Origin of the sequence: Pseudotamlana haliotis (assembly GCF_008806375.1) — a bacterium.
Taxonomy (GTDB): Bacteria; Bacteroidota; Bacteroidia; order Flavobacteriales; family Flavobacteriaceae; genus Pseudotamlana; species Pseudotamlana haliotis.
Map to the genome: position 1 here is coordinate 12118 of NZ_WAAT01000025.1, position 21089 is coordinate 33206.

The 21089-nt window shown below is 35.8% G+C and carries 20 protein-coding genes and 1 riboswitch; of the genes, 13 read left to right on the plus strand and 7 right to left on the minus strand.

The features are described from left to right. Positions 1-38 precede the first annotated feature (38 nt). Both F6U93_RS03390 and purB read left to right on the plus strand, forming a co-directional pair. Entirely contained in the window at positions 39-602 is a 564-nt protein-coding gene (locus tag F6U93_RS03390) for an adenylosuccinate lyase (RefSeq protein ID WP_150936849.1), read from the plus strand. A gap of 243 nt (positions 603-845) precedes the next feature. Further along, the gene (gene purB / locus F6U93_RS03395) at positions 846-2189 is read left to right on the plus strand and encodes an adenylosuccinate lyase (protein ID WP_150936851.1); all 1344 of its coding nucleotides are present in this window, start codon (positions 846-848) and stop codon (positions 2187-2189) included. Positions 2190-2618: 429 nt separating this feature from the next. Here purB and F6U93_RS03400 read toward each other — a convergent pair whose 3' ends face one another. From F6U93_RS03400 to F6U93_RS03415, 4 genes are read right to left on the minus strand one after another with little or no spacing between them, the layout of a single operon-like run. After that, a complete protein-coding gene (locus F6U93_RS03400) occupies positions 2619-3161 on the minus strand; it encodes a DUF4252 domain-containing protein (protein WP_150936853.1) in 543 nt (180 codons plus the stop codon). Positions 3162-3173: 12 nt separating this feature from the next. Next, complete coding sequence (locus tag F6U93_RS03405; RefSeq protein ID WP_225312539.1) at positions 3174-3770, minus strand: DUF4252 domain-containing protein; 597 nt, start codon at positions 3768-3770, stop codon at positions 3174-3176. Between the two features lie 4 nt (positions 3771-3774). Further along, positions 3775-4257, minus strand: coding sequence for a hypothetical protein (locus F6U93_RS03410; protein ID WP_150936855.1), 483 nt, complete (start codon positions 4255-4257; stop codon positions 3775-3777). Then, positions 4244-4753, minus strand: coding sequence for an RNA polymerase sigma factor (locus tag F6U93_RS03415; RefSeq protein WP_150936858.1), 510 nt, complete (start codon positions 4751-4753; stop codon positions 4244-4246). Before F6U93_RS03415 ends, F6U93_RS03410 begins: the two co-directional genes overlap by 14 nt. A 177-nt stretch (positions 4754-4930) precedes the next feature. Between F6U93_RS03415 and F6U93_RS03420 the strand changes: the two genes are divergently transcribed. From F6U93_RS03420 to F6U93_RS03430, 3 genes are read left to right on the plus strand one after another with little or no spacing between them, the layout of a single operon-like run. Next, positions 4931-6448: a S41 family peptidase gene (locus F6U93_RS03420; RefSeq protein ID WP_150936860.1), complete on the plus strand. Its 1518-nt coding sequence runs from the start codon at positions 4931-4933 to the stop codon at positions 6446-6448. A gap of 13 nt (positions 6449-6461) precedes the next feature. Continuing rightward, positions 6462-7925, plus strand: a complete 1464-nt coding sequence (locus F6U93_RS03425; RefSeq protein WP_150936862.1) for a S41 family peptidase — start codon at positions 6462-6464, stop codon at positions 7923-7925. A 7-nt stretch (positions 7926-7932) separates the two neighbouring features. After that, a complete protein-coding gene (locus F6U93_RS03430; RefSeq protein WP_150936864.1) occupies positions 7933-8658 on the plus strand; it encodes a Dph6-related ATP pyrophosphatase in 726 nt (241 codons plus the stop codon). Between the two features lie 52 nt (positions 8659-8710). Here F6U93_RS03430 and F6U93_RS03435 read toward each other — a convergent pair whose 3' ends face one another. Continuing rightward, positions 8711-9784 (minus strand): YncE family protein, encoded by a 1074-nt coding sequence (locus tag F6U93_RS03435; protein ID WP_225312541.1) that lies wholly within the window; start codon positions 9782-9784, stop codon positions 8711-8713. Positions 9785-9793: 9 nt separating this feature from the next. After that, complete coding sequence (locus F6U93_RS03440) at positions 9794-11668, minus strand: TonB-dependent receptor plug domain-containing protein (RefSeq protein WP_150936868.1); 1875 nt, start codon at positions 11666-11668, stop codon at positions 9794-9796. A gap of 27 nt (positions 11669-11695) precedes the next feature. Then, positions 11696-11931, minus strand: a riboswitch (cobalamin riboswitch). A gap of 90 nt (positions 11932-12021) precedes the next feature. Between F6U93_RS03440 and F6U93_RS03445 the strand changes: the two genes are divergently transcribed. The 4 genes from F6U93_RS03445 to cobC are packed head-to-tail and all read left to right on the plus strand — an operon-like array spanning position 12022 to position 14869. Beyond that, complete coding sequence (locus tag F6U93_RS03445; protein WP_150936870.1) at positions 12022-12525, plus strand: bifunctional adenosylcobinamide kinase/adenosylcobinamide-phosphate guanylyltransferase; 504 nt, start codon at positions 12022-12024, stop codon at positions 12523-12525. Positions 12526-12529: 4 nt separating this feature from the next. Beyond that, a complete protein-coding gene (cobT, locus tag F6U93_RS03450) occupies positions 12530-13552 on the plus strand; it encodes a nicotinate-nucleotide--dimethylbenzimidazole phosphoribosyltransferase (RefSeq protein WP_150936872.1) in 1023 nt (340 codons plus the stop codon). Between the two features lie 4 nt (positions 13553-13556). Further along, positions 13557-14318, plus strand: coding sequence for an adenosylcobinamide-GDP ribazoletransferase (locus F6U93_RS03455; protein WP_150936874.1), 762 nt, complete (start codon positions 13557-13559; stop codon positions 14316-14318). Next, positions 14303-14869 carry an alpha-ribazole phosphatase gene (gene cobC, locus F6U93_RS03460; protein ID WP_150936876.1) on the plus strand — a complete coding sequence of 189 codons (567 nt, stop codon included), beginning with the start codon at positions 14303-14305 and terminating at the stop codon, positions 14867-14869. The genes F6U93_RS03455 and cobC overlap by 16 nt, the downstream gene beginning before the upstream one ends. A 494-nt stretch (positions 14870-15363) precedes the next feature. On the opposite strand, the gene F6U93_RS03465 is transcribed toward cobC, so the two are convergent. Continuing rightward, positions 15364-16014, minus strand: coding sequence for a Dph6-related ATP pyrophosphatase (locus F6U93_RS03465; protein ID WP_150936878.1), 651 nt, complete (start codon positions 16012-16014; stop codon positions 15364-15366). 86 nt (positions 16015-16100) lie between these two features. Here F6U93_RS03465 and F6U93_RS03470 point away from each other — a divergent pair, with 86 nt between their 5' ends. The 4 genes from F6U93_RS03470 (at position 16101) to F6U93_RS03485 (ending at position 20915) form a co-directional block, all read left to right on the plus strand. Then, positions 16101-17240 (plus strand): ABC transporter substrate-binding protein, encoded by a 1140-nt coding sequence (locus tag F6U93_RS03470; RefSeq protein WP_150936880.1) that lies wholly within the window; start codon positions 16101-16103, stop codon positions 17238-17240. Then, positions 17241-18269 carry a FecCD family ABC transporter permease gene (locus tag F6U93_RS03475; protein ID WP_150936882.1) on the plus strand — a complete coding sequence of 343 codons (1029 nt, stop codon included), beginning with the start codon at positions 17241-17243 and terminating at the stop codon, positions 18267-18269. Continuing rightward, positions 18269-19063, plus strand: a complete 795-nt coding sequence (locus F6U93_RS03480; protein WP_150936883.1) for an ABC transporter ATP-binding protein — start codon at positions 18269-18271, stop codon at positions 19061-19063. The genes F6U93_RS03475 and F6U93_RS03480 overlap by 1 nt, the downstream gene beginning before the upstream one ends. A 127-nt stretch (positions 19064-19190) precedes the next feature. Continuing rightward, positions 19191-20915, plus strand: coding sequence for a tetratricopeptide repeat protein (locus F6U93_RS03485; protein ID WP_150936885.1), 1725 nt, complete (start codon positions 19191-19193; stop codon positions 20913-20915). Positions 20916-21089 lie beyond the last annotated feature (174 nt).

Below are 21089 nucleotides of genomic sequence, written 5' to 3' on the forward strand. Positions count from 1 at the left end.
TTTATTCTAATTTTAAAAAATAAAAATAAGAAAAGCTTTTGACTACCGCGCAACTTTATGAAGAATTAAATCAAGTCAACCACTCTAAAGAAAAGCGGTTGCACTACGCTAATTTAATATTAGCCAACCCCGATTTACTTCCCAAATTACTAGATATTTTATTTATGGTAGACGATAAAATGTCACCTCGAGCGGGTTGGGTATTAGAATTTATGTGCAGTGAAAACATCGCGCCACTACTCCCCTATTTAGATGTGTTTACCAAAAACATCCATAAAGTACATTTAGATTCTGCGGTGCGCCCTGTCGCAAAAATATGTGAATTATTAGCAAAACACTACACTTCAAAAGAAGCCAACCCCGTTAAAACAACATTAACAACAACACACAAAGACCACATTATTGAAACCTGTTTTGACTATATGATTAATGACGAAAAAGTAGCCGCTAAAGCCTATGGCATGACCACACTTTTTATGTTAGGTTATGAGTACGATTGGGTACACCCCGAATTAAAACTCATACTAAATCGTGATTTTGCAATACAAAGTTCCGCTTTTAAAGCAAGAGCACGACATATTTTGAAAAAGATGAAAACGTAGAGGCTTTAGGGAATTGGTTATAAGCACTAGGCAATAAGCTGTAGGCTGTTGGTTTTAGGCAATAGACCTGTACAACAAAGCCTTCTACCCGCTCTGAAACTTTGAAACCCTGATACTTTGCCTCTTTGATACTCTGAAACTCTGCCGCTCTTAAACCCTGAAACTTTAAAACTTTGCCACTCTGAAACTTTCTCCATTACGCTGAAAAAAACTATATTTGCTACTTCTTAAAATCTAAAATTTATGTCATTATCAGCATTAAATGCCATCTCTCCAATTGATGGGCGTTATAGAAGTAAAGTTAGCGAGTTAGCCCCTTATTTTTCTGAGGAAGCTTTAATAAAATATCGCGTTTTGGTTGAAATCGAGTATTTTATCGCGCTTTGCGAAATGCCTTTACCTCAGTTAGAATCGGTTGACTCTTCTGTTTTTGACAGTTTAAGAGCGATTTACAAGGATTTTTCTACGGAAGATGCCTTGGCCATCAAAAAAATTGAAAGCGTTACTAATCATGATGTTAAAGCCGTTGAATATTTCATTAAAGAAAAATTTGATGCCTTAGGATTATCTGCATACAAAGAGTTTATCCACTTCGGATTAACCTCTCAAGATATTAACAACACTGCCATTCCTTTAAGTATTAAGGAAGCTATCACCGATGTTTACATTCCGGAATACACAACGGTTCTTAATAAATTAAAAGATTTATCTAAAGACTGGGCTGCGGTTTCTATGTTGGCTAGAACACACGGCCAACCAGCTTCTCCTACACGTTTAGGAAAAGAAATTGAAGTTTTTGTGGTGCGTTTAGAAGCGCAATTCAACATTTTAAAAGACATTCCTAACGCGGCTAAATTTGGTGGTGCTACAGGAAACTTTAATGCGCATAAAGTAGCGTATCCAAATAACGATTGGAAGGCTTTTGGAACCCATTTTGTTGAAGAGAAGCTTGGTTTACACCACTCGTTCCCAACCACACAAATTGAACACTACGATTTTATGGCAGCTTTATTTGATGCTTTAAAACGTATAAACACCATCATTATCGATTTAGACCGTGATATTTGGACTTACGTATCTACTGATTATTTCAAACAGAAAATTAAAGCTGGTGAGGTAGGAAGTTCTGCTATGCCGCATAAAGTGAACCCTATTGATTTTGAAAATTCTGAAGGAAACTTAGGGATTGCTAATGCGATTTTTGAACATCTTTCGGCAAAATTACCAATCTCGAGATTACAACGTGATTTAACAGACAGTACGGTTTTACGTAATGTTGGTGTCCCATTAGGACACACCTTAATTGGTTTTAAATCGACTTTAAAAGGTTTAAATAAATTACTTTTAAACGAATCGAAGTTTGCTGAAGATTTAGAAAACAACTGGGCTGTGGTTGCCGAAGCCATTCAAACGATTTTACGTCGTGAAGCTTACCCGAACCCTTACGAAGCTTTAAAAGGTTTAACTCGAACAAATTCGAAAATAAACCAAGAGTCAATATCAAACTTTATTGACACATTAGAAGTTTCTGATGCAATAAAAGACGAATTAAAACGTATTACACCTAGTAACTATACTGGAATTTAATTATTTATGTATGCTAAGCGATAAACAATCTTTAATTCTTACTATGTTGATGGTTGCTGGAATTTTCACTTTCGGCATTCTTGAAATCTTAGGCAATTTTATTGTTTTAACGGTGCTTACGCTTATTTTTTCTACGGTAGTGATTAATTTGATTTTGGTTGAACGAAAATCAAGGCACAAAGCGGAAAAGTAAAAAATAGATACCCTTATTTGATTATCCGTAAACTGACATAATACTAAAAAAATGATTTTGTCCTTCAGATGGAGGCACGACTGAAGAATCTTTCCATGATTAGTGAGATTCCTCGATTCCTCAGAATGACAGAAAACGCAATAAGCGTATTTACGGACATCTGGTAACCTAATAAAAAACGGGCTATTTGAAATTTTCAAATAGCCCGTTTTTAGATTTTAATACGCCCCCTTTGTTTATTCAAAGAAATTTACAATACTTTCAACCTTAGCTTTATCGAAATCAGAATCTTTAAACGCTTTAATTAAGGTCGCTAATTTTTCTGGGTGCATATCATCACCTAAAACACGAACAATACCAAAGCCTTTATCTTTAGAGCTTCCGAAAATGATAACTTCATCGGCTTCAGCATCGGTTCCCGTGTATTGCACTGAAATACGGTCGCCTTTAATATTCAACTCCATTAAGTCATTGTACTTATCATCTTTTAAAATGCCTTTTATTTTTTCAACTTCAGCATTATAAGTATCTACATTATCAGGTGTTATTTTAAAACCTATAAAATTTAATTTATCTACCGAGTTATAGGCTTCCAATTGCTGTTTGGTAAATTGTGATTTATCTACATCAACCATAGAAAGCGGAAAATCTTGAGATATAAAATCTTTGGTTTCCTGGTGTTCTACAAAATAACGCTGCAAAGTTTCAGAATCATTACAACTGGTTAAACCGAAGGCTATAACAAGTGCTAAAAAGCAAGTTTTAACTGTATTTTTCATAACTCTATGCTTTTAGTGTTTTTTTTCAAGGTGTTTTCCGCCAGGAATACTCATTTTATCAGTAAGTTTTGAAATTTGTTTCAAATCGATATCTCCCGTAAGCGATACCACAATAGTTTCGATTTCGCCAGTTTCTTTGCTTACATCTACACCTTGATTCTTCAGCATTCTATCAACACCATTTACAAAAATTAAAAGTTCCTTGACATGGTCGGCATCTTTTCCTTCCTTGACGTAGAATTTTACATCAGTGCCTTCATCTTTAACCTCCATCAACTCTTCCAACGTGTTTGAACGTGAAGTAACCCACTTACTAATATCACCAGCAATAGTTTTATTGGCTGTTACAATAGTTTTAAAACTGGTAATACTTTTTACCATGTCCATATAAGCTTCGGCTTCTGGATCATCGACATTAATGCCCATATTGGCTATCATCTGAAACATTTTTGGTTTTATAGACACGTACGTCACATCGGTATTATCACTGTATTTTTCAAAAATATCGCTTTGTGCCCAGCCCGAAAGCGGAACTAACATAAGCGCTAAAACAGCTATTACAATTTTATTTTTCATGGTTCTTCTTTTTATGGGATTTGAATTTTTCATAAATCTAATGTTTTTGTTCTTTAAATATAATTTGGGTTGCATTTTCTAATTCTTTAAGATAACTTATTGTAGCAGTTCCTTTATTCACTTCTTCGAGATAACCAATGGTTGATGTCCCTTGATTGAGTTTTTCTGAAATCATTGCTAAAGATTTGGTGACTTCTAGATAGGCTAATTCCGGGTCATCATAGGTTCCTAAGTCTTCACTAGACTCTGAACTAGCCCAATAAAAACCAAATAGCAAAACAACTGCTGCAGCCACCGAAATCCATTTAAAAGTAAACCGTCGTTTGGACTCTAACGGCAGTTTTTGAGTAAAGACTTCTTCTTGACTTACTTTATAATAAGCAAACATGCTTTTATAAACTTCTAGATGTGCTGGCACGTCTTCCTCCGAGAAAAACTGCTTTAAGGCCTGTTCTTCAGCTAAAGTTGTTTCGCCATTTTCGTATTTTTCTAGTAAGGCTTCTATTTTATTTAATACCATAATTATGTGTATTAGTCAATTGTTCTCTAATAGTTTTTCTTGCTCTTGATAAGGCGACGCGAATAGCTGTTGGTTTCATATCAAGCATTTTTCCTATCTCATCAAAATCATAAGCTTCAATATCTCTAAGCTGAATAATTAAACGCTGCTGTTCTGGCAAACCTTCTATTATCTTTTCAACCCAATTCATGCTATCGTGCAGTTCAACTTGCTTTTGCAATCCAGTTTGCTTGTCTTCGTAATTGCTATGCACAATTTTTAAATTCTGTGCTTGCTTCGACTTAAGCTTATCATAACAATAATTTTTTGTCATGGTCATTGAAAAAGCTTCCACATTGTTATACCCTTGAATTTTCCCTTTGTTTTTCCACAGTTTAATGAGTACCTCTTGGGTCGCGTCTTCGGCTTCTTCCGTCGAGACCAATAAACGCTTTGCCAAACGAAACACTTTGTCTTTAAACGGTGTTACAATATGTAAAAACTCAGCTTGAGTCATTTTTGGGTTTTAGTTATACAATCGTGTGATTAGGCGATTTGTTATTACGACGAACACATCGCACTTTTGTTACAATTAAAACATTAAAGGCTAGCATTATTTTTTTAGTACGCAATAATCTCTGTAAATTTAGAGTTTATTTGACGACCAACTAAAACCACTAATAACTTATCTTTCATGAAAAAAGTCAAACTATTTAGTTTTCTTACTTTATTGGTCTTTAGTTTTATATTCAGTTGCTCTAAATCTGATGACAGCCTTTCTACTGAAGAACCAGAAACTGAAACAGAGGAACCTGTGGTTTTAGATGATGAAGTTAACGATTTTATATGGTCAAGTTTAAATGAAGTTTATTTATGGCAAGGTGAAGTGCCTAACCTTGCAGATGATAAATTCGCTAGCACCGACGATTATTATGAGTTTCTAAACAGCTACGATTCTCCTGAAAGTATCTTTGAAGACTTACTTTACAGACGTGGTGATGTTGATAAATACAGTGCGATTATTAATGATTCTGAACCTACAAGTAAATCCTACCTAGGTACTACCAAGAGTAACGGATTAGAAATTGGCTTGGGAAGAATAACAAACACCAATGACGTTTTTGGATTTGTTTATTACGTGGCCAATAATTCTGATGCCGCTTCAAAAGATATAAAAAGAGGTGATTTTTTCCTTTCGGTTGATGACCAACAATTAACCGTTTATAATTACGAAGACCTATTGTTTGGAGACAGTGATACTTACACACTTGGCATGGCCACGATTAACAATAACACCATCCAACCTAGTGATAAAAATGTCACATTAACCAAAACAAAAATCACAGACAACCCCATACATATTAGTAAAGTTATAGAAACTCAAGGCATAAAAGCGGGTTACTTCATGTTCCATAGTTTTAATAGTGATTTTGATAATGAACTCAATGCCACCATTGCCGACTTAAAAGCCCAAGGGATTACAGAGTTGGTTTTAGATTTAAGATATAACTCTGGTGGAGATGTTAATTCAGCTTTAGCCTTATGTAGCATGATTACAGGTCAGTTTTACGGAGATGTTCTAATGAAGGAACAGTGGAATGATAAGTACCAAAGCTATTACGAAGAAGAAAATCCAGAACGCCTAATCAACCGTTTTCCTAATCAACTGCCAGATGGCACTCCTATTGCATCCTTAAACTTAAATAAGGTTTATATTTTAACTACTCAAAGCACGGCATCGGCAAGCGAACTAATAATAAATGGCTTAAACCCATATATTGATGTGGTTCAAATTGGTACCAACACCACTGGAAAATATACAGCATCGATTAAATTATATGATGCTGATGATTATAGCGAAGCCAACGCCAACCCAAACCATTCGTATTATTTACAACCATTGGTGTATAAGGCGTTAAATGCAAATGATGTAACCGAGTATGCTGACGGTTTAGAGCCAGATTTCCGTATGACTTACCAAACAAGTTCTGGTAGCACTGCTGAAGGCGAAAACATAGTAAACCTAGGTACTCTTGGTGATGAAAATGAACCTTTTTTAGAAAAAGCCTTATCGTTAATCTCGGGTACTACCACAAAGGCGAGTCTAGTCAACAAAACGATTATAGGTTTAGACGTAGAACTTATTGCAGTCTCTAATGACTTTAAACCCCTAAAAAAAGCTATGTTTACTAGCTTTAAACCCAAAAATTAAATCCTACTTTTTAATGAAACATATTAAAGTCACTATTCTATTTTTATGTACCTGTCTCATGGTGAGCTGTTTTGAAGACATAGACGATCACGCGGTTTCAGCCAGTGATGTTAATCACTTTGTATGGAGCGGAATGAATATCTTTTACCTATATAAAGATGAAGTTCCTAATTTAGCAAACGACCGTTTTTCGAGCGATGGCGAATACGCCAGTTACCTTGATGGGTTTTCACGTCCCGAAGATTTGTTTGAAAGTTTAATTTATAGGAGGGAAACCGTAGACCGTTTTAGCTGGATTGTAGACGATTTTATTGCTTTGGAAGAAGCCTTTAAAGGCGTTAGCATTACCAATGGTATGGAATTTCAGTTATACCAATTATCAAGTACTGAATCTACTGTTTTTGGTATTGTTACTTATGTTTTACCAGATACAGATGCCGAAACAAAAGGGATTACTCGTGGTGATGTTTTTTATGGTGTTGATGGCACAGCACTTACCATTAATAATTATAGCCAGCTTTTAAATCAGGACCAATACAACATTGACCTAGCTACTTACAGTGATAATGGCACTTCTGATAGAGACGATGACAGCCTCACACCACTTAATCAAAGCATAGCACTTACAAAAGGACAGTATTCTGAAAATCCTATTTATATTCATGATGTATTAAACGTAGATACTAAGAAAGTTGGTTATTTAATGTACAATGCTTTTACCGGAACCGATGAATACAACACGCAGCTCAACAATGTTTTCGGAACTTTTAAAGCGGAAGGCGTTAACGAATTGGTTTTAGATTTACGATACAATTCAGGAGGCTCAGTAAATAGTACTATTTTGTTAGCCAGTATGATTACGGGACAGTTTAAAGGTGACATATTTAGCACCGAACAATGGAACAACGAATACCAACAGGTTATTGAAGACTCAAACCCTGAAATGCTTATCAATCGTTTTGTTGATAATAATAAAGGGACCGCACTTAATAGTTTAAACCTCTCTAAAATATATATTCTTACAACTGGCCGAAGTGCTTCAGCAAGTGAGTTAGTTATAAATGGCTTAGCCCCTTACATTCAAGTCGTACAAATAGGCACCACAACCTCTGGGAAATATCAAGCCTCAACCACTTTATACGATTCTCCTAATTTTGGACGTCAAGGCGCTAACCCAGGCCATACTTATGCCATGCAACCCTTAATTTTTAAATCGCTTAATGCTGATGGTGTCACCGATTATTTTAACGGTTTAGCACCAACCATAGAATTAGCAGAAAACATCAACAACCATGGAATTTTAGGAGATGTAAATGAACCACTTCTAGCTGCTGCACTTTCTGATATTACAGGAACAGCTAAAAAAGCAACGAGCAAAAGTTATTCTATAGAAATATTAAAAAACAGCAGCGATTTTAAAACCATGCAACCTGGCATGCACGTGGAAAAAGCGCTGCCTTCACATTTAACAAATTAGTTTGATTTTGAATAAACACAAAACCTACTTCAACTGGAGTTCGGGTAAAGACTCTGCATTAGCTTTGTATCACCTTTTACAAGATGAAAATTATCAAGTTGATGAATTAATTACAACTGTAAATAGTCATTATAATCGTGTGTCTATGCACGGCCTTCGTAAAGAACTGCTAAAAGCGCAAACCGATGCGATTAACATTCCTGCGCAACTAATTGAACTTCCTGAAATGCCAACTATGGAAGTCTATGAGGAGAAAATGCTAGAAATGGTGACACGCCTAAAAAATGAAGGCTTTACACACAGTGCCTTTGGTGATATTTTTTTAGAAGACTTACGTATTTACCGTGAAAAACAACTAGCTAAACAAGGTTTTCAAGCCGTTTTCCCTATATGGAAACGCGATACTAAAGAACTCCTAAATGAGTTTTTAGATTTAGGCTTTAAAACAATTATAGTTTGTGCTAACTCTAAATTCTTTGGAGAAGATTTTGTAGGTACCGTTATCGATAAAAATTTTGTAGCCAATCTACCTGAAGGTGTTGACCCTTGTGGTGAAAATGGCGAATTTCACACCTTTTGTTTTGATGGGCCTATTTTTAAAAACCCCGTACCATTTACTATAGGCGAAAAAGTATTGCGCGAATACAAAGCTCCGAAAACCGAAGATGACGATTCCGTTTGTAAAAGCGATACCGAAACCTATGGGGTTTGGTATTGTGATTTAATTCCATAAAAAATGCCCCCCAAAAAGAGTGGCATTTTATTCTTTCTAAAAGAAATATACTCTAGTTAAAATATATTTTAGCAGCACCTAAGGCCACCTCTTTAGTATCTAGTTTTTCTTGGGTATCTAAATCATAGATATTCAACTTACTAACATCAGAAAAACTGGTATCTGTTGCATAAATTCTATCTGAGTCTACAGCAAAAGCATACATAAAGCCTTCAGCTTCAAGTAATGAGGCGCTTGGTAAATTTGAAGCGCTTTCATTCATAGCATAAATTTCATTATTTAAAGCAAAATAAACAGTACTTCCGTCTAATACCATTAAAGACGGTGAGTTTCCATCAGCAAAAACCAATTCTTCAACTACAGCATTAGAGCTGGTATCAATGGTTGAAATACTAGCTGCCGTCTGACCAACAACATTCCAATCTGCATCATAAATGGTATTCCCTTCAGAAAGCACCATTAAATCACCAACACTGTTGATGAATAATTCATCTGGATTATCTTTTACCGTGATTTCTTCAACAGAATCATCATCAGTATCAATTACCGAAATAATATTGTTTGTAGAATATGCCCCTTTATGAGACACATATAATTTTCCGTTATTTTCTACAATACGCTCTGGACCATTACCAACAGGTATCGTTTCAACAACAGCATTAGAATTTAAATTCACTACTGCGATAAAATCATCAGAATCATTTGACGGGTCTCCCCAATTCGTCACATAACCAGTATCACCATCAACCACCATAAATCTTGGTGTTGATAAGCCTGTAGATATTTCACCTTCATATTCAAAAGTATATCTATCAACCACAGTAATGGTGTTGGCATTATCAACAATAATAAAAGCGCTGTCATCATCAAAAGCAACAGATTGCACGTAAACCCCTAATTCAGTACTGTTTACTTTCTTATAAATTAGGTTTTCAGAAATCGTTAAATCATCTGAAACATAAGATATAGAGCCTGTTCCAGCCCCACTACCTTCACCACTAATTAAGATACCGTTATCATAAGCACCTTTACTTTCTTCTGGGTTTGAACCACCGTCATCATCACTACTACATGATGCTAAAAACAGTAGACTCAAAACAAAAAACTGAGATATTAATTTATTCATTTTCATAGGTTAAAATTTATAGTTTATATTAAAATTAAAGTTTCTATTAGGCATTGGTCGTCTTGGTTGAACCACATAATATTCATCAAAAACATTGTTCACTTTCACACCAAGCGTGCATTGATTGTTCTTAGTATTGAAGAGTCTAAAATCTAAGCCCACATTAGCTACGGCATGTTGCGGCACAATAAAGTCTTCAGAATTACTTTCTGTGGTATACACTTTTCCTGTAACAAGTTGTTGATAGTACAAGCTAAAACGCCCGTAAGTGTACCCCAAGCTACCTTTTAATAAATGCTTCGGAACAAAAATGACTTGCTTTCCAGTTTCTTGATTTATGGATTCGGTATAACTATAATTCACATCAACATGAATGTGGTGTTTATTAAAGCAATTGTTATATGAAAGGACAAGCTCAACCCCTTTATTATCTACATCATCAAGATTTATTGGTACCCAAACATTAGGTTTATTAAGGTCGCCGTTAGGTGTCCAAACTATTTTATCACTAGCATCAATATAAAAAGCACCAATATCTACATTAAATAAATTGTTTTTAAAACCAATACCTACATCTGCTTGCCAAGCGGTTTCAGGGATTAAATCTAAATTACCCTGTCCTGGCCAATATAAATCGTTATATGTTGGTACTCTGTAATTTTTAGAACCATTTGCTCTAAAGAAAAAGCCGTTATTTAGGTGTAGTTTCATCCCTAGAGCATACGTAAAAGGCACTTCATAGTCAGAATTAAAATCTTTTCGAACTTTCGCATTATAATCGAATATCGAACCAATTTTTTGTTCAAAAATGAAAGACTGAGAAAACTGTTTTCTGTTTTTTTCTAAAATTTTATTGGTATTACCGAAGGTGGATTCATATTCAGAATAAGAACTGATACTCGCATTTAATTGAGGCCATTGATAACTGATGTTGTAATTTGCGATATACCGTTTCGATTTTCCGTAATCGTAGTAATCAACCGCTTCATTTTCGAAATAACGGTATTCATCCGATATAAAAGCCAGCTTGGCTTCCTGGTATATTTTTCCCTTGTCATGGGTATAAATTAGCAAGTTCCTGAAACTAAAATCGTTGTACTTATCATTTGCTGAAAACGGATTGGGTAATTCTCCGGAAAAAAAGCGTTCACCCAAATAATTGGCACTATAAAGCTTTAGTTTAGAATAGGTATTCAACAGAAAAGCCGCATTCACATTGAAGGCCAAGTTTTGGTAAGCACCATTATAATTGTATAAATCGCCGTCATTCCAAGGATAATCATTTTCAGACTGCACATAATTAAGTCCGGCATTTAAAGCGAACTTGGCATTCGACACATTAATTTTATACAAACCATTATAAGTCTCAAAACTCCCTACGGAAGCTACAAACTGGTTGGTAATGCGCTCTTTTTCTGAAAACTGTAAATAATCATTCAAGTGTACGGTACCTCCAATGGCTCCAGAACCATACTCTAAACTTCCGCCGCCACTGCGTATATCAATAGCATCAAACAAACTAACGGTTAAAGCATTAAAATCTGTTTGTCCGTTGTTAACAGCATTGATATTTATACCGTTCCAAACCACAGCCGTATTCGTGGCACTCGTGCCTCTAAAACTAACAGAACTGGTACCTCCTGCACCATACTCTTTAACATACAAAGGTGAATTGAAACGCATTAAGGCACTAAACGATTCTGTGTTTTTCAACAAAATAGAATCATTAAGGCGTGTTACTTTATACCCAACGGAATGCTCTTTCAACCTATAATCGGCCTGAATAATCACTTGATCTAAGTGATTCACCAAACTATCATGTTGAGCAAAACCATTAAAAAATGTAAAACAGACTATTACTAGGAATAGATTTTCTTTTTTCATAATCAACTTTTATCCCGAAAGCTTAACGTATTAGTTTTGAATGAGGCAGGTCTCCTGACTTGTTTAATGCTATTTTACCTTCCCAGCTAAAAGCCAGTGGTATATGAAGTGAATAACACCCTTTTTAAAAGGTACCAAAAACAGGTTTTGGCATAAACTTACAGTTGCGGGAACAGTTCTGGACTTAATTAAAAATTGCACCAAATTCCCTTTTAATCCGTTTAACTTCAAAATTAAACAGAACCAAAATTCGCTGCAAAGGTACTACCAATTTTTAAAATCAAAATCATAAATCGGGCATATTTCTCAAAAAAATAATAATCTTTGTGACACTATTTAATACCTCGATTTTTATGATTTATTACATCACAGGTGGCGAGCGCTCAGGAAAAAGCAGTTACGCACAAAATTTAGCCATGTCTTTTACTAACAATCCAAAATACATTGCAACATCAAGAGTTTGGGATGGCGATCATAAAAAACGAATTGATAGACATATTGCCGATAGAGACGAGCGTTGGACCTCCATTGAAGAAGAAAAAGAAGTCGCTAATTTTGTGAACCCAAAAGATGTTGTCGTTATTGATTGTGTTACTTTGTGGCTTACAAACTTCTTTATAGATACCAAAAATGATATCGATAAAGCTCTGGAACTCGCAAAAATAGAATTCAATAAACTGCTCGATATCGATGCTACCATCATCATCATTTCCAATGAAATTGGTATGGGTGTACACGCTCAAACCGAAATTGGTAGACACTTTACCCAACTACAAGGTTGGATGAATCAACACATCGCCAAAAACTCAGATAAAGCCACCATGATGGTTTCTGGAATTCCCTTAACTTTAAAATAATCTCATGATTAAAACAGACGTACAACAAGCGCTTCAACATAAAATAGATACGAAAACCAAACCATTAGGTGCTTTAGGTAAATTGGAAACATTAGCCTTTAAAATTGGAAGCATTCAAAATACCGAAACGCCTACAATAGCTAAACCAGCCATTATTGTTTTTGCAGGAGATCATGGCATTGCTTCAAAGGGCGAAGTGAATCCGTTTCCTCAGGAAGTTACGGCTCAAATGGTCTATAATTTTGTAAATGGTGGCGCTGCCATAAACGTATTCAGTAAAACAAACGACATCGAATTAAAGGTGGTTGATGCTGGTGTTAATCATGAATTTGGTGCTGACTTAAACATCATAAATGCTAAAATAGCCTTAGGCACGAAAAATTACCAAGAAGAACCTGCCATGACCTCAACTCAATGTACCGATGCTATGAGAAAAGCGGGTGATATTGTTGAAAACCTTCATAAAAACGGCTGTAACACCGTTGGTTTTGGCGAAATGGGCATTAGTAATACGTCTTCCGCAGCCTTATTAATGAGCTATTTCACAAAAATACCCATTGAAGACTGTGTGGGCTCAGGAACTGGATTAGATTCTGAAGGTATTTCAAAAAAAGGAAAAATTCTTTCTGAAGTTTATGAAAAGCATCAACCAAAATCTGCCGAAGAAGCGCTTGCTACTTTTGGAGGTTTTGAAATCGCCATGCTTTGTGGCGCTATTTTAAAAGCATATGAATTAAATATGGTGATTGTTATAGATGGTTTTATTGTGACTTCGGCACTACTTGCTGCTCAAGCCATAAACCCTAAAGTTCTAGAGTCCTGCGTTTTTGCGCACAGTTCTAATGAGCAAGGCCACAAAAACATGCTAGAATTTTTAAATGCCGACCCCCTTTTAGCTTTGGGCTTAAGATTGGGTGAAGGCACAGGAGCCGCTTTAGCCATTCCGTTGTTACGGGCTTCTGTAGATTTTTTAAATAACATGGCAAGTTTTGAAAGTGCTGGAGTAAGCGGAGAATCTGAAAACTAAAACCATGAAAAGAGAGTTTCAAATATTTCTAACAGCCATCATGTTTTTCACCCGAATTCCTTGTCCGAAATGGGTCAATCATGAACCTGAGTTTTTAACCAAAAGCTCTAAATATTTTTCTTTAGTTGGCATTATTGTAGGCAGCATAGGCGCCCTTATTTACTTTGGGGCTTCTTTTATTTTTTCTACGGAAATTGCTATCGCTTTAAGTATGGTAGCCACTATTTATGCTACAGGTGCTTTTCATGAAGATGGTTTTGCCGATGTTTGTGATGGCCTTGGTGGCGGATGGACCAAAGAGAAAATCTTACTCATTATGAAGGATTCCCGATTGGGAACCTACGGCGCAGCGGGATTAGGCTTAATTCTGGGCATAAAATTTTTAGCGCTTTCCGACCAACCTCTAGCTTTAATTCCAATAATTATTATTTCGGGCCATAGTTTAAGTCGTTTTATTGCAACCACTTTAATTTACACGCATCCATATGTAAGAGATACAGACGATAGCAAAGCCAAACCTGCCGCTAAAAGCATGAGTTTTTCCATGTTGCTTATTAGCGCCATTTTTGGTATCACTCCCCTATTCTTTTTTAAAACGCCTCTTATTTTCTTAACTATTATTCCCTGTTATTTATCTAAAATGTTTTTAGCAGCGAAGTTTAAAAAATGGCTTGGCGGACAAACGGGCGATTGTGCTGGAGCCGTACAACAATTTTCTGAAGTTATCTTTTACTTAAGTGCTCTAGCCTTATGGAAATTTATCTAATTAGACATACCACACCTGCGGTGGAAAAAGGTATTTGTTACGGGCAAACAGATTTAGAGCTCACTGAAAATTGCGAGGAAGAATTTGAAGCCATTTTATCAAAACTTCCGAAGGAAAAAGAATTTCAGGTGATTACTAGTCCATTGAAACGTTGTACACAACTCGCTCAAACATTTAGTAAAACCATCACCTTAGAGCCACGTTTAAAAGAACTTAACTTTGGAGACTGGGAAATGCAAGCTTGGAACGACATACCAGAAGAAGTGATGAACCCCTGGATGACCGATTTTGTAAATGTTGCCGTTCCAAATGGTGAATCATACGTACAACTCGCTGCCAGGACACAAGCATTCTTTGAAGATTTAGCTACTTCAAAAAACCAAAAAGACATGATCATTGTCTCCCACGCTGGCCCGATGCGTGCGTTCTTGGCTCATGTATTAGACATTCCGCTTAAGGATTCTTTTAAAATAAAAATACAATACGGCGATGTGTTTCATTTGAAATTAGTTCATGAAAATTTTCAGTTGATAACGACTGTTGAATTGTAATAATTCAACAAACTATTAAATTGAATTTTAATTTCAGTGTAAGGCCGAGCAGTTACGAAACAGCAATTTCACAGGTGTTCGAACGGAATCGAGAACAATTATGAATATAGCTTTCCTTACTAATGAGAAATTGAAAACACAGTAACTACTAAGGCTTTTAAAGTAAAAAATCAACCATAATAATACTAACAAGACTGCTTTTCGACTCGAAGATCGTTACAAAACAGCAATTTTACAGGTGTTCGAGCGGAGTCGAGAACATTTATGAATATAGCCTTCCTTACTAATGAGAAATTGAAGATTCAGTAAATTCTAAGGCTTTTAAAGTAAAAATTAACCATAATAATACTAACAAGACCGCTTCTCGACTTCGCTCGAAGACCGTTACGAAACAGCAATTTTACAGGTGTTCGAGCGGAGTCGAGAACAATTACTCAAAAAAAAACAATAACCCTTTTTATGCTACAAATAACAAACACATATTTTCGAACGCATTAACCTTTAAGCTGCAAAACAGCAAAATTATAATTACTAGAAACTGTTTTTTCAACATTCTCTACTTCTACTTTATTTTTAAAAAACGGTGCATTAACCACCAAGGTATGAAACTCCCCATTTTCGCCACAGGCATCAATCCCTTTGTTTTCCAGTTCTTCTACTAAATCTGCGGTAATGGTTCTCCCCAAATAATCAGGCCCTAAGGCTTGATTACAGGATACAATCATGGCTTCAATACCGGCTTCAATCATTTCTAAAACCAAGGCTCTTCTGTTTCCTTGCCATAAAGGTAAAAGGGCTTCTAATTGCGCTGCTGCAGAAACTTTTTCTTCCCAAGCGCGATGTGATTCAATATCGATATCACCGAAAACTGCATGAGATACGGGATAACTTTTAGTGAGAGCTTGTAGATTTTTTATGTATTTCACCTCGTAGTCCGTCCAAGTACTGCTAAAAAAATGAATTGGCAACCCTAAAGCTTCGGACTGTGCTTGCAAAATATTTTTAGGAATGCCGTGCGACCTAGAGCGATCGCCAAATTCATTCATCACATTTAGAAGTACTGCTGGTTTATAGCCTAGTTTTATTGCTTGATAAAAGGCATAACAACTGTCTTTACCACCACTCCAAGAACATAAAAAATTCATGTATTTTTATTTAATTTGCTCAAAAGTAAGCTTCGACCTATCGAAATACAAAAAAATTAATGACCTTTGAACTTCAATTATAATCCATGCGTTTTTTTATTTTACTCTCCCTCAGCCTTCTTTTTTTAACCTCTTGCAAGGATGAAAAAAAAGACAACAATCCCAATTCTGGTGTACAAGTAACCCCAGAAAATCTTAAATATGCTAAAGGGTTTAGCATTAAAAATCATAAAAATCACACCGAAATCGTCGTCACTTCGCCATGGCCCCAAAGCCAGGATGCCTTTCGCTATATTTTAGTCGATAACGAAGAAGACATTCCCAAGTTTGTTGAAGCTGCTATCGTCATTCTACGTCCCATAGGCAAAGTGGTGGCTATGTCTACCACCAATATTCCGGCTTTAGAATATTTAAACCTTGAAAACCGTTTAGTAGGTTTCCCTGGAACGAAATACATTTCTTCAGAAAAAACAAGAACACTCATTGATGAGGGCACCATCAAAGACTTGAACAACGACTTAGAAATTAATATGGAGTTGTTTCTGGAACTCCAACCTGATATCGTCATTGCGTTTACCGTAAATGGAAAGAACAAATCACTAAAACAGATTGAAAAATATGGTTTTCCAATAGTTTTAGATGGCTCATGGACCGAAGAACACCCTCTAGGTCGTGCCGAATGGATTAAGTTTTTAGGTGCTATTTTCAACAAACAAGACGAAGCAAATGCCCTTTTTGAAGACATTGAAGCCGATTATTTAGAAGCCAAACAATTAGCCTTGGAAGTCAATGAAAAACCTATTATTTTTTCAGGGTCTATGTTTAACGATGTGTGGAATGTTCCTGGCGGACGCAGTTATATGGCCCAATATTTTCATGATGCCAACACCAATTATTTATGGAAAGACGACACCTCAAACGGCAGTATTCAACTCAATTTTGAAAATGTTTTAGAACACGCTCAACAGGCTGATTTATGGATCGGCGGAGGGTCATTTCAAACCCTTGAAGCCATGAAAAACAGCCATAAAGGCTATAGTTATTTTGATGCTTATAAAAACAAAAACATCTATACCTATACTAAAAAAATTGGTCCGAAAGGGGGGCTTATGTTTTATGAACTTGGTCCTTTACGTCCGGACCTTATCCTTAAAGACATCATCAACATTTCACATCCAGGGTTATTAGATGATTATGATAATTATTTTTTTAAACGCCTAGACTAGTTGCAAAACACTAAAAGATACCAACTGATATTTTTAGCACTCATCTTGCTACTTGTTCTATGCTTTTTTGTGAACATAAGCTTGGGATCTATTTCTATTCCTAACGCCGAAATTATTCAAACCATTTTCGGAACCTCTAAAAACATTTCGTGGCATCACATCATTATCGATTACAGAATCCCAAAAGCCTTTACGGCTATTATTGTGGGTTCTGGCTTAGGTATTTCTGGCCTTATGATGCAAACCCTATTTAGGAACCCTTTGGCTGGGCCCTTTGTTTTGGGTATAACCTCTGGTGCGAGTTTAGGGGTCGCTATAGTAACTATGGGAACGTCCTTGTTTGGTGGTTTACTTTTAGGGGTTTTAGCTTCCAAATGGACCTTAGTTATGGCAGCCACTTTAGGGAGTTTTTTAGTATTACTTACCGTATTAATTGTGTCAACACGGGTTCGTGATGCTATGGCGATTTTAATTATCGGACTCATGTTTGGAAGCATTTCTGGTGCTGTAGTAAACGTGTTATCTTATTTTAGTTCTGCCGAAGAATTACAACAGTATTTCTTTTGGGGTTTTGGTAGCTTAGGCAATTTATCTTGGAATGAATTACTTATTCTTTTTGTACTCTATGCTTTAGGCATCCTGTTAAGTTTGGGCGCCATAAAAAGCTTAAACTCTCTATTATTAGGTGAAAATTATGCTAAAAGTTTAGGCTTAGACATAAAAAAAAGCAGATTACTAATCATCACATCAACCAGTTTGTTAGCTGGAACTATTACGGCTTTTGCTGGTCCTATTGCCTTTATTGGTTTGGCAATTCCGCACATTACAAGACAGGTTTTTAGCACTTCAAATCATAAAATATTATTACCCGCTGTCTTTTTATTTGGAGCTATTATCATGCTAATTTGCGACAGCATTGCTCAATTACCATCAAGTGATTATACCTTACCTATTAATGCGATTACCTCTTTAATTGGTGCGCCTGTAGTGATTTGGTTATTGGTTAGAAAACGAAAAATGATGTTTTAATGGCAGATTCTAACACACATATCGTTTTAAAAACCGAAGATTTATCAATTGGTTACCGCAGTAAAAAGGACACAACTGTTATTGCTTCCAACATCAATATTGCATTACAAAAAGGTGAATTGGTTGGTTTAATTGGCGCTAACGGTATTGGAAAATCCACACTTTTACGTTCACTTACAAACGTACAACCTAAATTAAGCGGTGGTATTTCAATTAACGATAAAGCTTTAGAATCGCATTCAAATTTAGAATTAGCCAAAGTTTTAAGTTTGGTACTTACTGAAAAGTTAGCCTCTAAAAACCTCACTGTTTTTGAACTGGTAGCTTTAGGAAGACAGCCCTACACGAATTGGATTGGGAGTTTTTCTAATGAAGATATCCACATGATTAATACCGCGCTTAAGCAAATAAACATTGAAAACCTTAAAGACAAAAAGTGTTTTGAATTGAGTGATGGCCAGCTTCAAAAAGTCATGATAGCTAGAGCTTTAGCCCAAGATACCGATTTAATCATTTTAGATGAACCCACCACCCATCTAGATATGTATCATAAAGCCTATATTTTAAAGCTGCTTCAAAAATTGGCTAAAGACACTCAAAAAACCATTTTATTTTCATCTCATGAAATTGATTTAGCCATTCAGCTTTGCGATAAATTGATTGTGATGACTCATGATACGGTGGTTTCAGATGAACCCTGCAACCTCATTTCTAAAGGCACTTTCGACAGTCTCTTCCCAAAAGATTTAATTGCTTTTGATGCGAATACAGGAACTTTTAAGGTGAAAAAATAAAAAGCATAAGCTATTTTTTGTATCTTTAGTAAGTTCATCATTTCCCCGTTTTAAACTCTACCTTATGACACCTATAAATTCTATTTGCAGATAAATAGCTGTTTTCGTTTGGTTTAAATTCGGAATTATGAAAAGTAAACTTATTATCTTCTTAGCATCCCTCATCCCTATACTATTTTTAACTTTCAATCCTAACAGCAACGATAGTTTTGATTATTCAAGAAAAGTTGGAACGAACGCTATAAGTTGTACTCCTGCAAAATTTATGCTTACAGGTGTAGATACAACCAAACAAATTGCCCCATTGTTTGAAAACTTAGGAAACCATAGCTTTAAAGTGACTACTTCAAACGCTTTAGCTCAAAAATTTTTTAACCAAGGACTCAGACTCACTTACGCATTTAATCATGCTGAAGCACATCGCTCCTTTATGGAAGCCTCTAGGTTAGACCCCAATTGCGCTATGGCCTTCTGGGGCCAAGCCTATACACTAGGCCCTAACATAAACGATCCATTACCTGATGATGAACGAAAAATCAAATATAATGAGGCTATTTCTGAAGCAAAAAAACGAATTAGCAACGCTAGTCCTAAAGAACGTACTTTAATCAATGCCCTTTCAAATAGGTACTCAGAAGACTTAGCTAAGGATGTGTCTGAGCTAAACATGGACTATATGAAAGCCATGAAAAAAGTGGCAAATAACTATGGGGAAGACTCTGATGTATTAACATTATATGCGGCTTCAGTTATGAACACCGTCCCGTGGAATTATTGGGATAAAGAAGGGATTCCATCTCCTAATATTCAAGATGCTAAAAATGCCTTAGAGAAAGCCATTCAATTAGATGGCAACAACCCAGGAGCTCATCATTATTACATTCACATGGTAGAACTTCCAAAGCCGGATTTAGCAGTTCCAAGTGCGGAAAAGCTGGGGGAATTAATGCCTTCCGCAGGACATATAGTACACATGCCTTCTCATATATATATTAGAGTGGGACGCTATAAAGATGCCGTTCTTGCCAATCAAAAAGCAATTTTAGCTGATGAAGACTACATATCCCAATGTTTTGCTCAAGGTATTTATCCTTTAGGCTATTACCCACATAATATTCATTTTTTATGGTCGGCCGCAAGTTTATTAGGAGACAGCAAAACGGCCATTGATGCTGCCAAAAAAACGGCCGAAAAAGTACCTGTAGGCGAAATGAAAGAACTTCATTTTTTACAAAATTTTGCAGCAACACCATTGTTAGCCTATACCAGATTTGGTAAATGGAATGACATTTTAACCACACCAAAACCCAATGATGATATCAAGCATTTAAAATTAATATGGCATTATGCCAGAGGAATTGCGTTTATTAGAAAAAACAATTTAAAGGAAGCGAAAGAAGAATTAGAAGCTCTTAAAATCATGACTACAGACCCGGAATTAGAAGCAAATATGGCAACCGGCTTTGATTCCAGTCAAACCATTGCCAAACTAGCTTATGAAGTTGTCGCTGGGGAACTCGCCTTTTATTCAGGAGACCAAAAATTAGCCATAACGCACTTAGAAAAGGCGATAACTATAGAAGACGCCTTAGTTTACAATGAACCTGCCGCTTGGTATATCCCAACAAGACAAAATTTAGGTCATGTGCTTTTAAAATCTAAAAATTATGCCGAAGCAGAAACCGTTTATCGCGAAGATTTAGAAAACCTTCGCCAAAATGGATGGTCTCTAATAGGATTATATCATAGCCTATTGGCACAAGGAAAAACAGATGAAGCAAACGACATTCATAAAGAATTTGATAACGCATGGCGTGACTCAGACATTATGATAAATTCATCAATATTATAAAACGTTCATGTTTGCAACCAACTAAACTTTGTTTAATGACTATTAGATTACATAAGAAAATAAGTAGATTAACGGTTAAAAAATAAGAATCTATAAAATCAAATTCTAAACTTTAAATCTTCTAGCAGCCAAGTTCTATCTTCAGTTTAAAAAATTTATATTTGATTATATTTC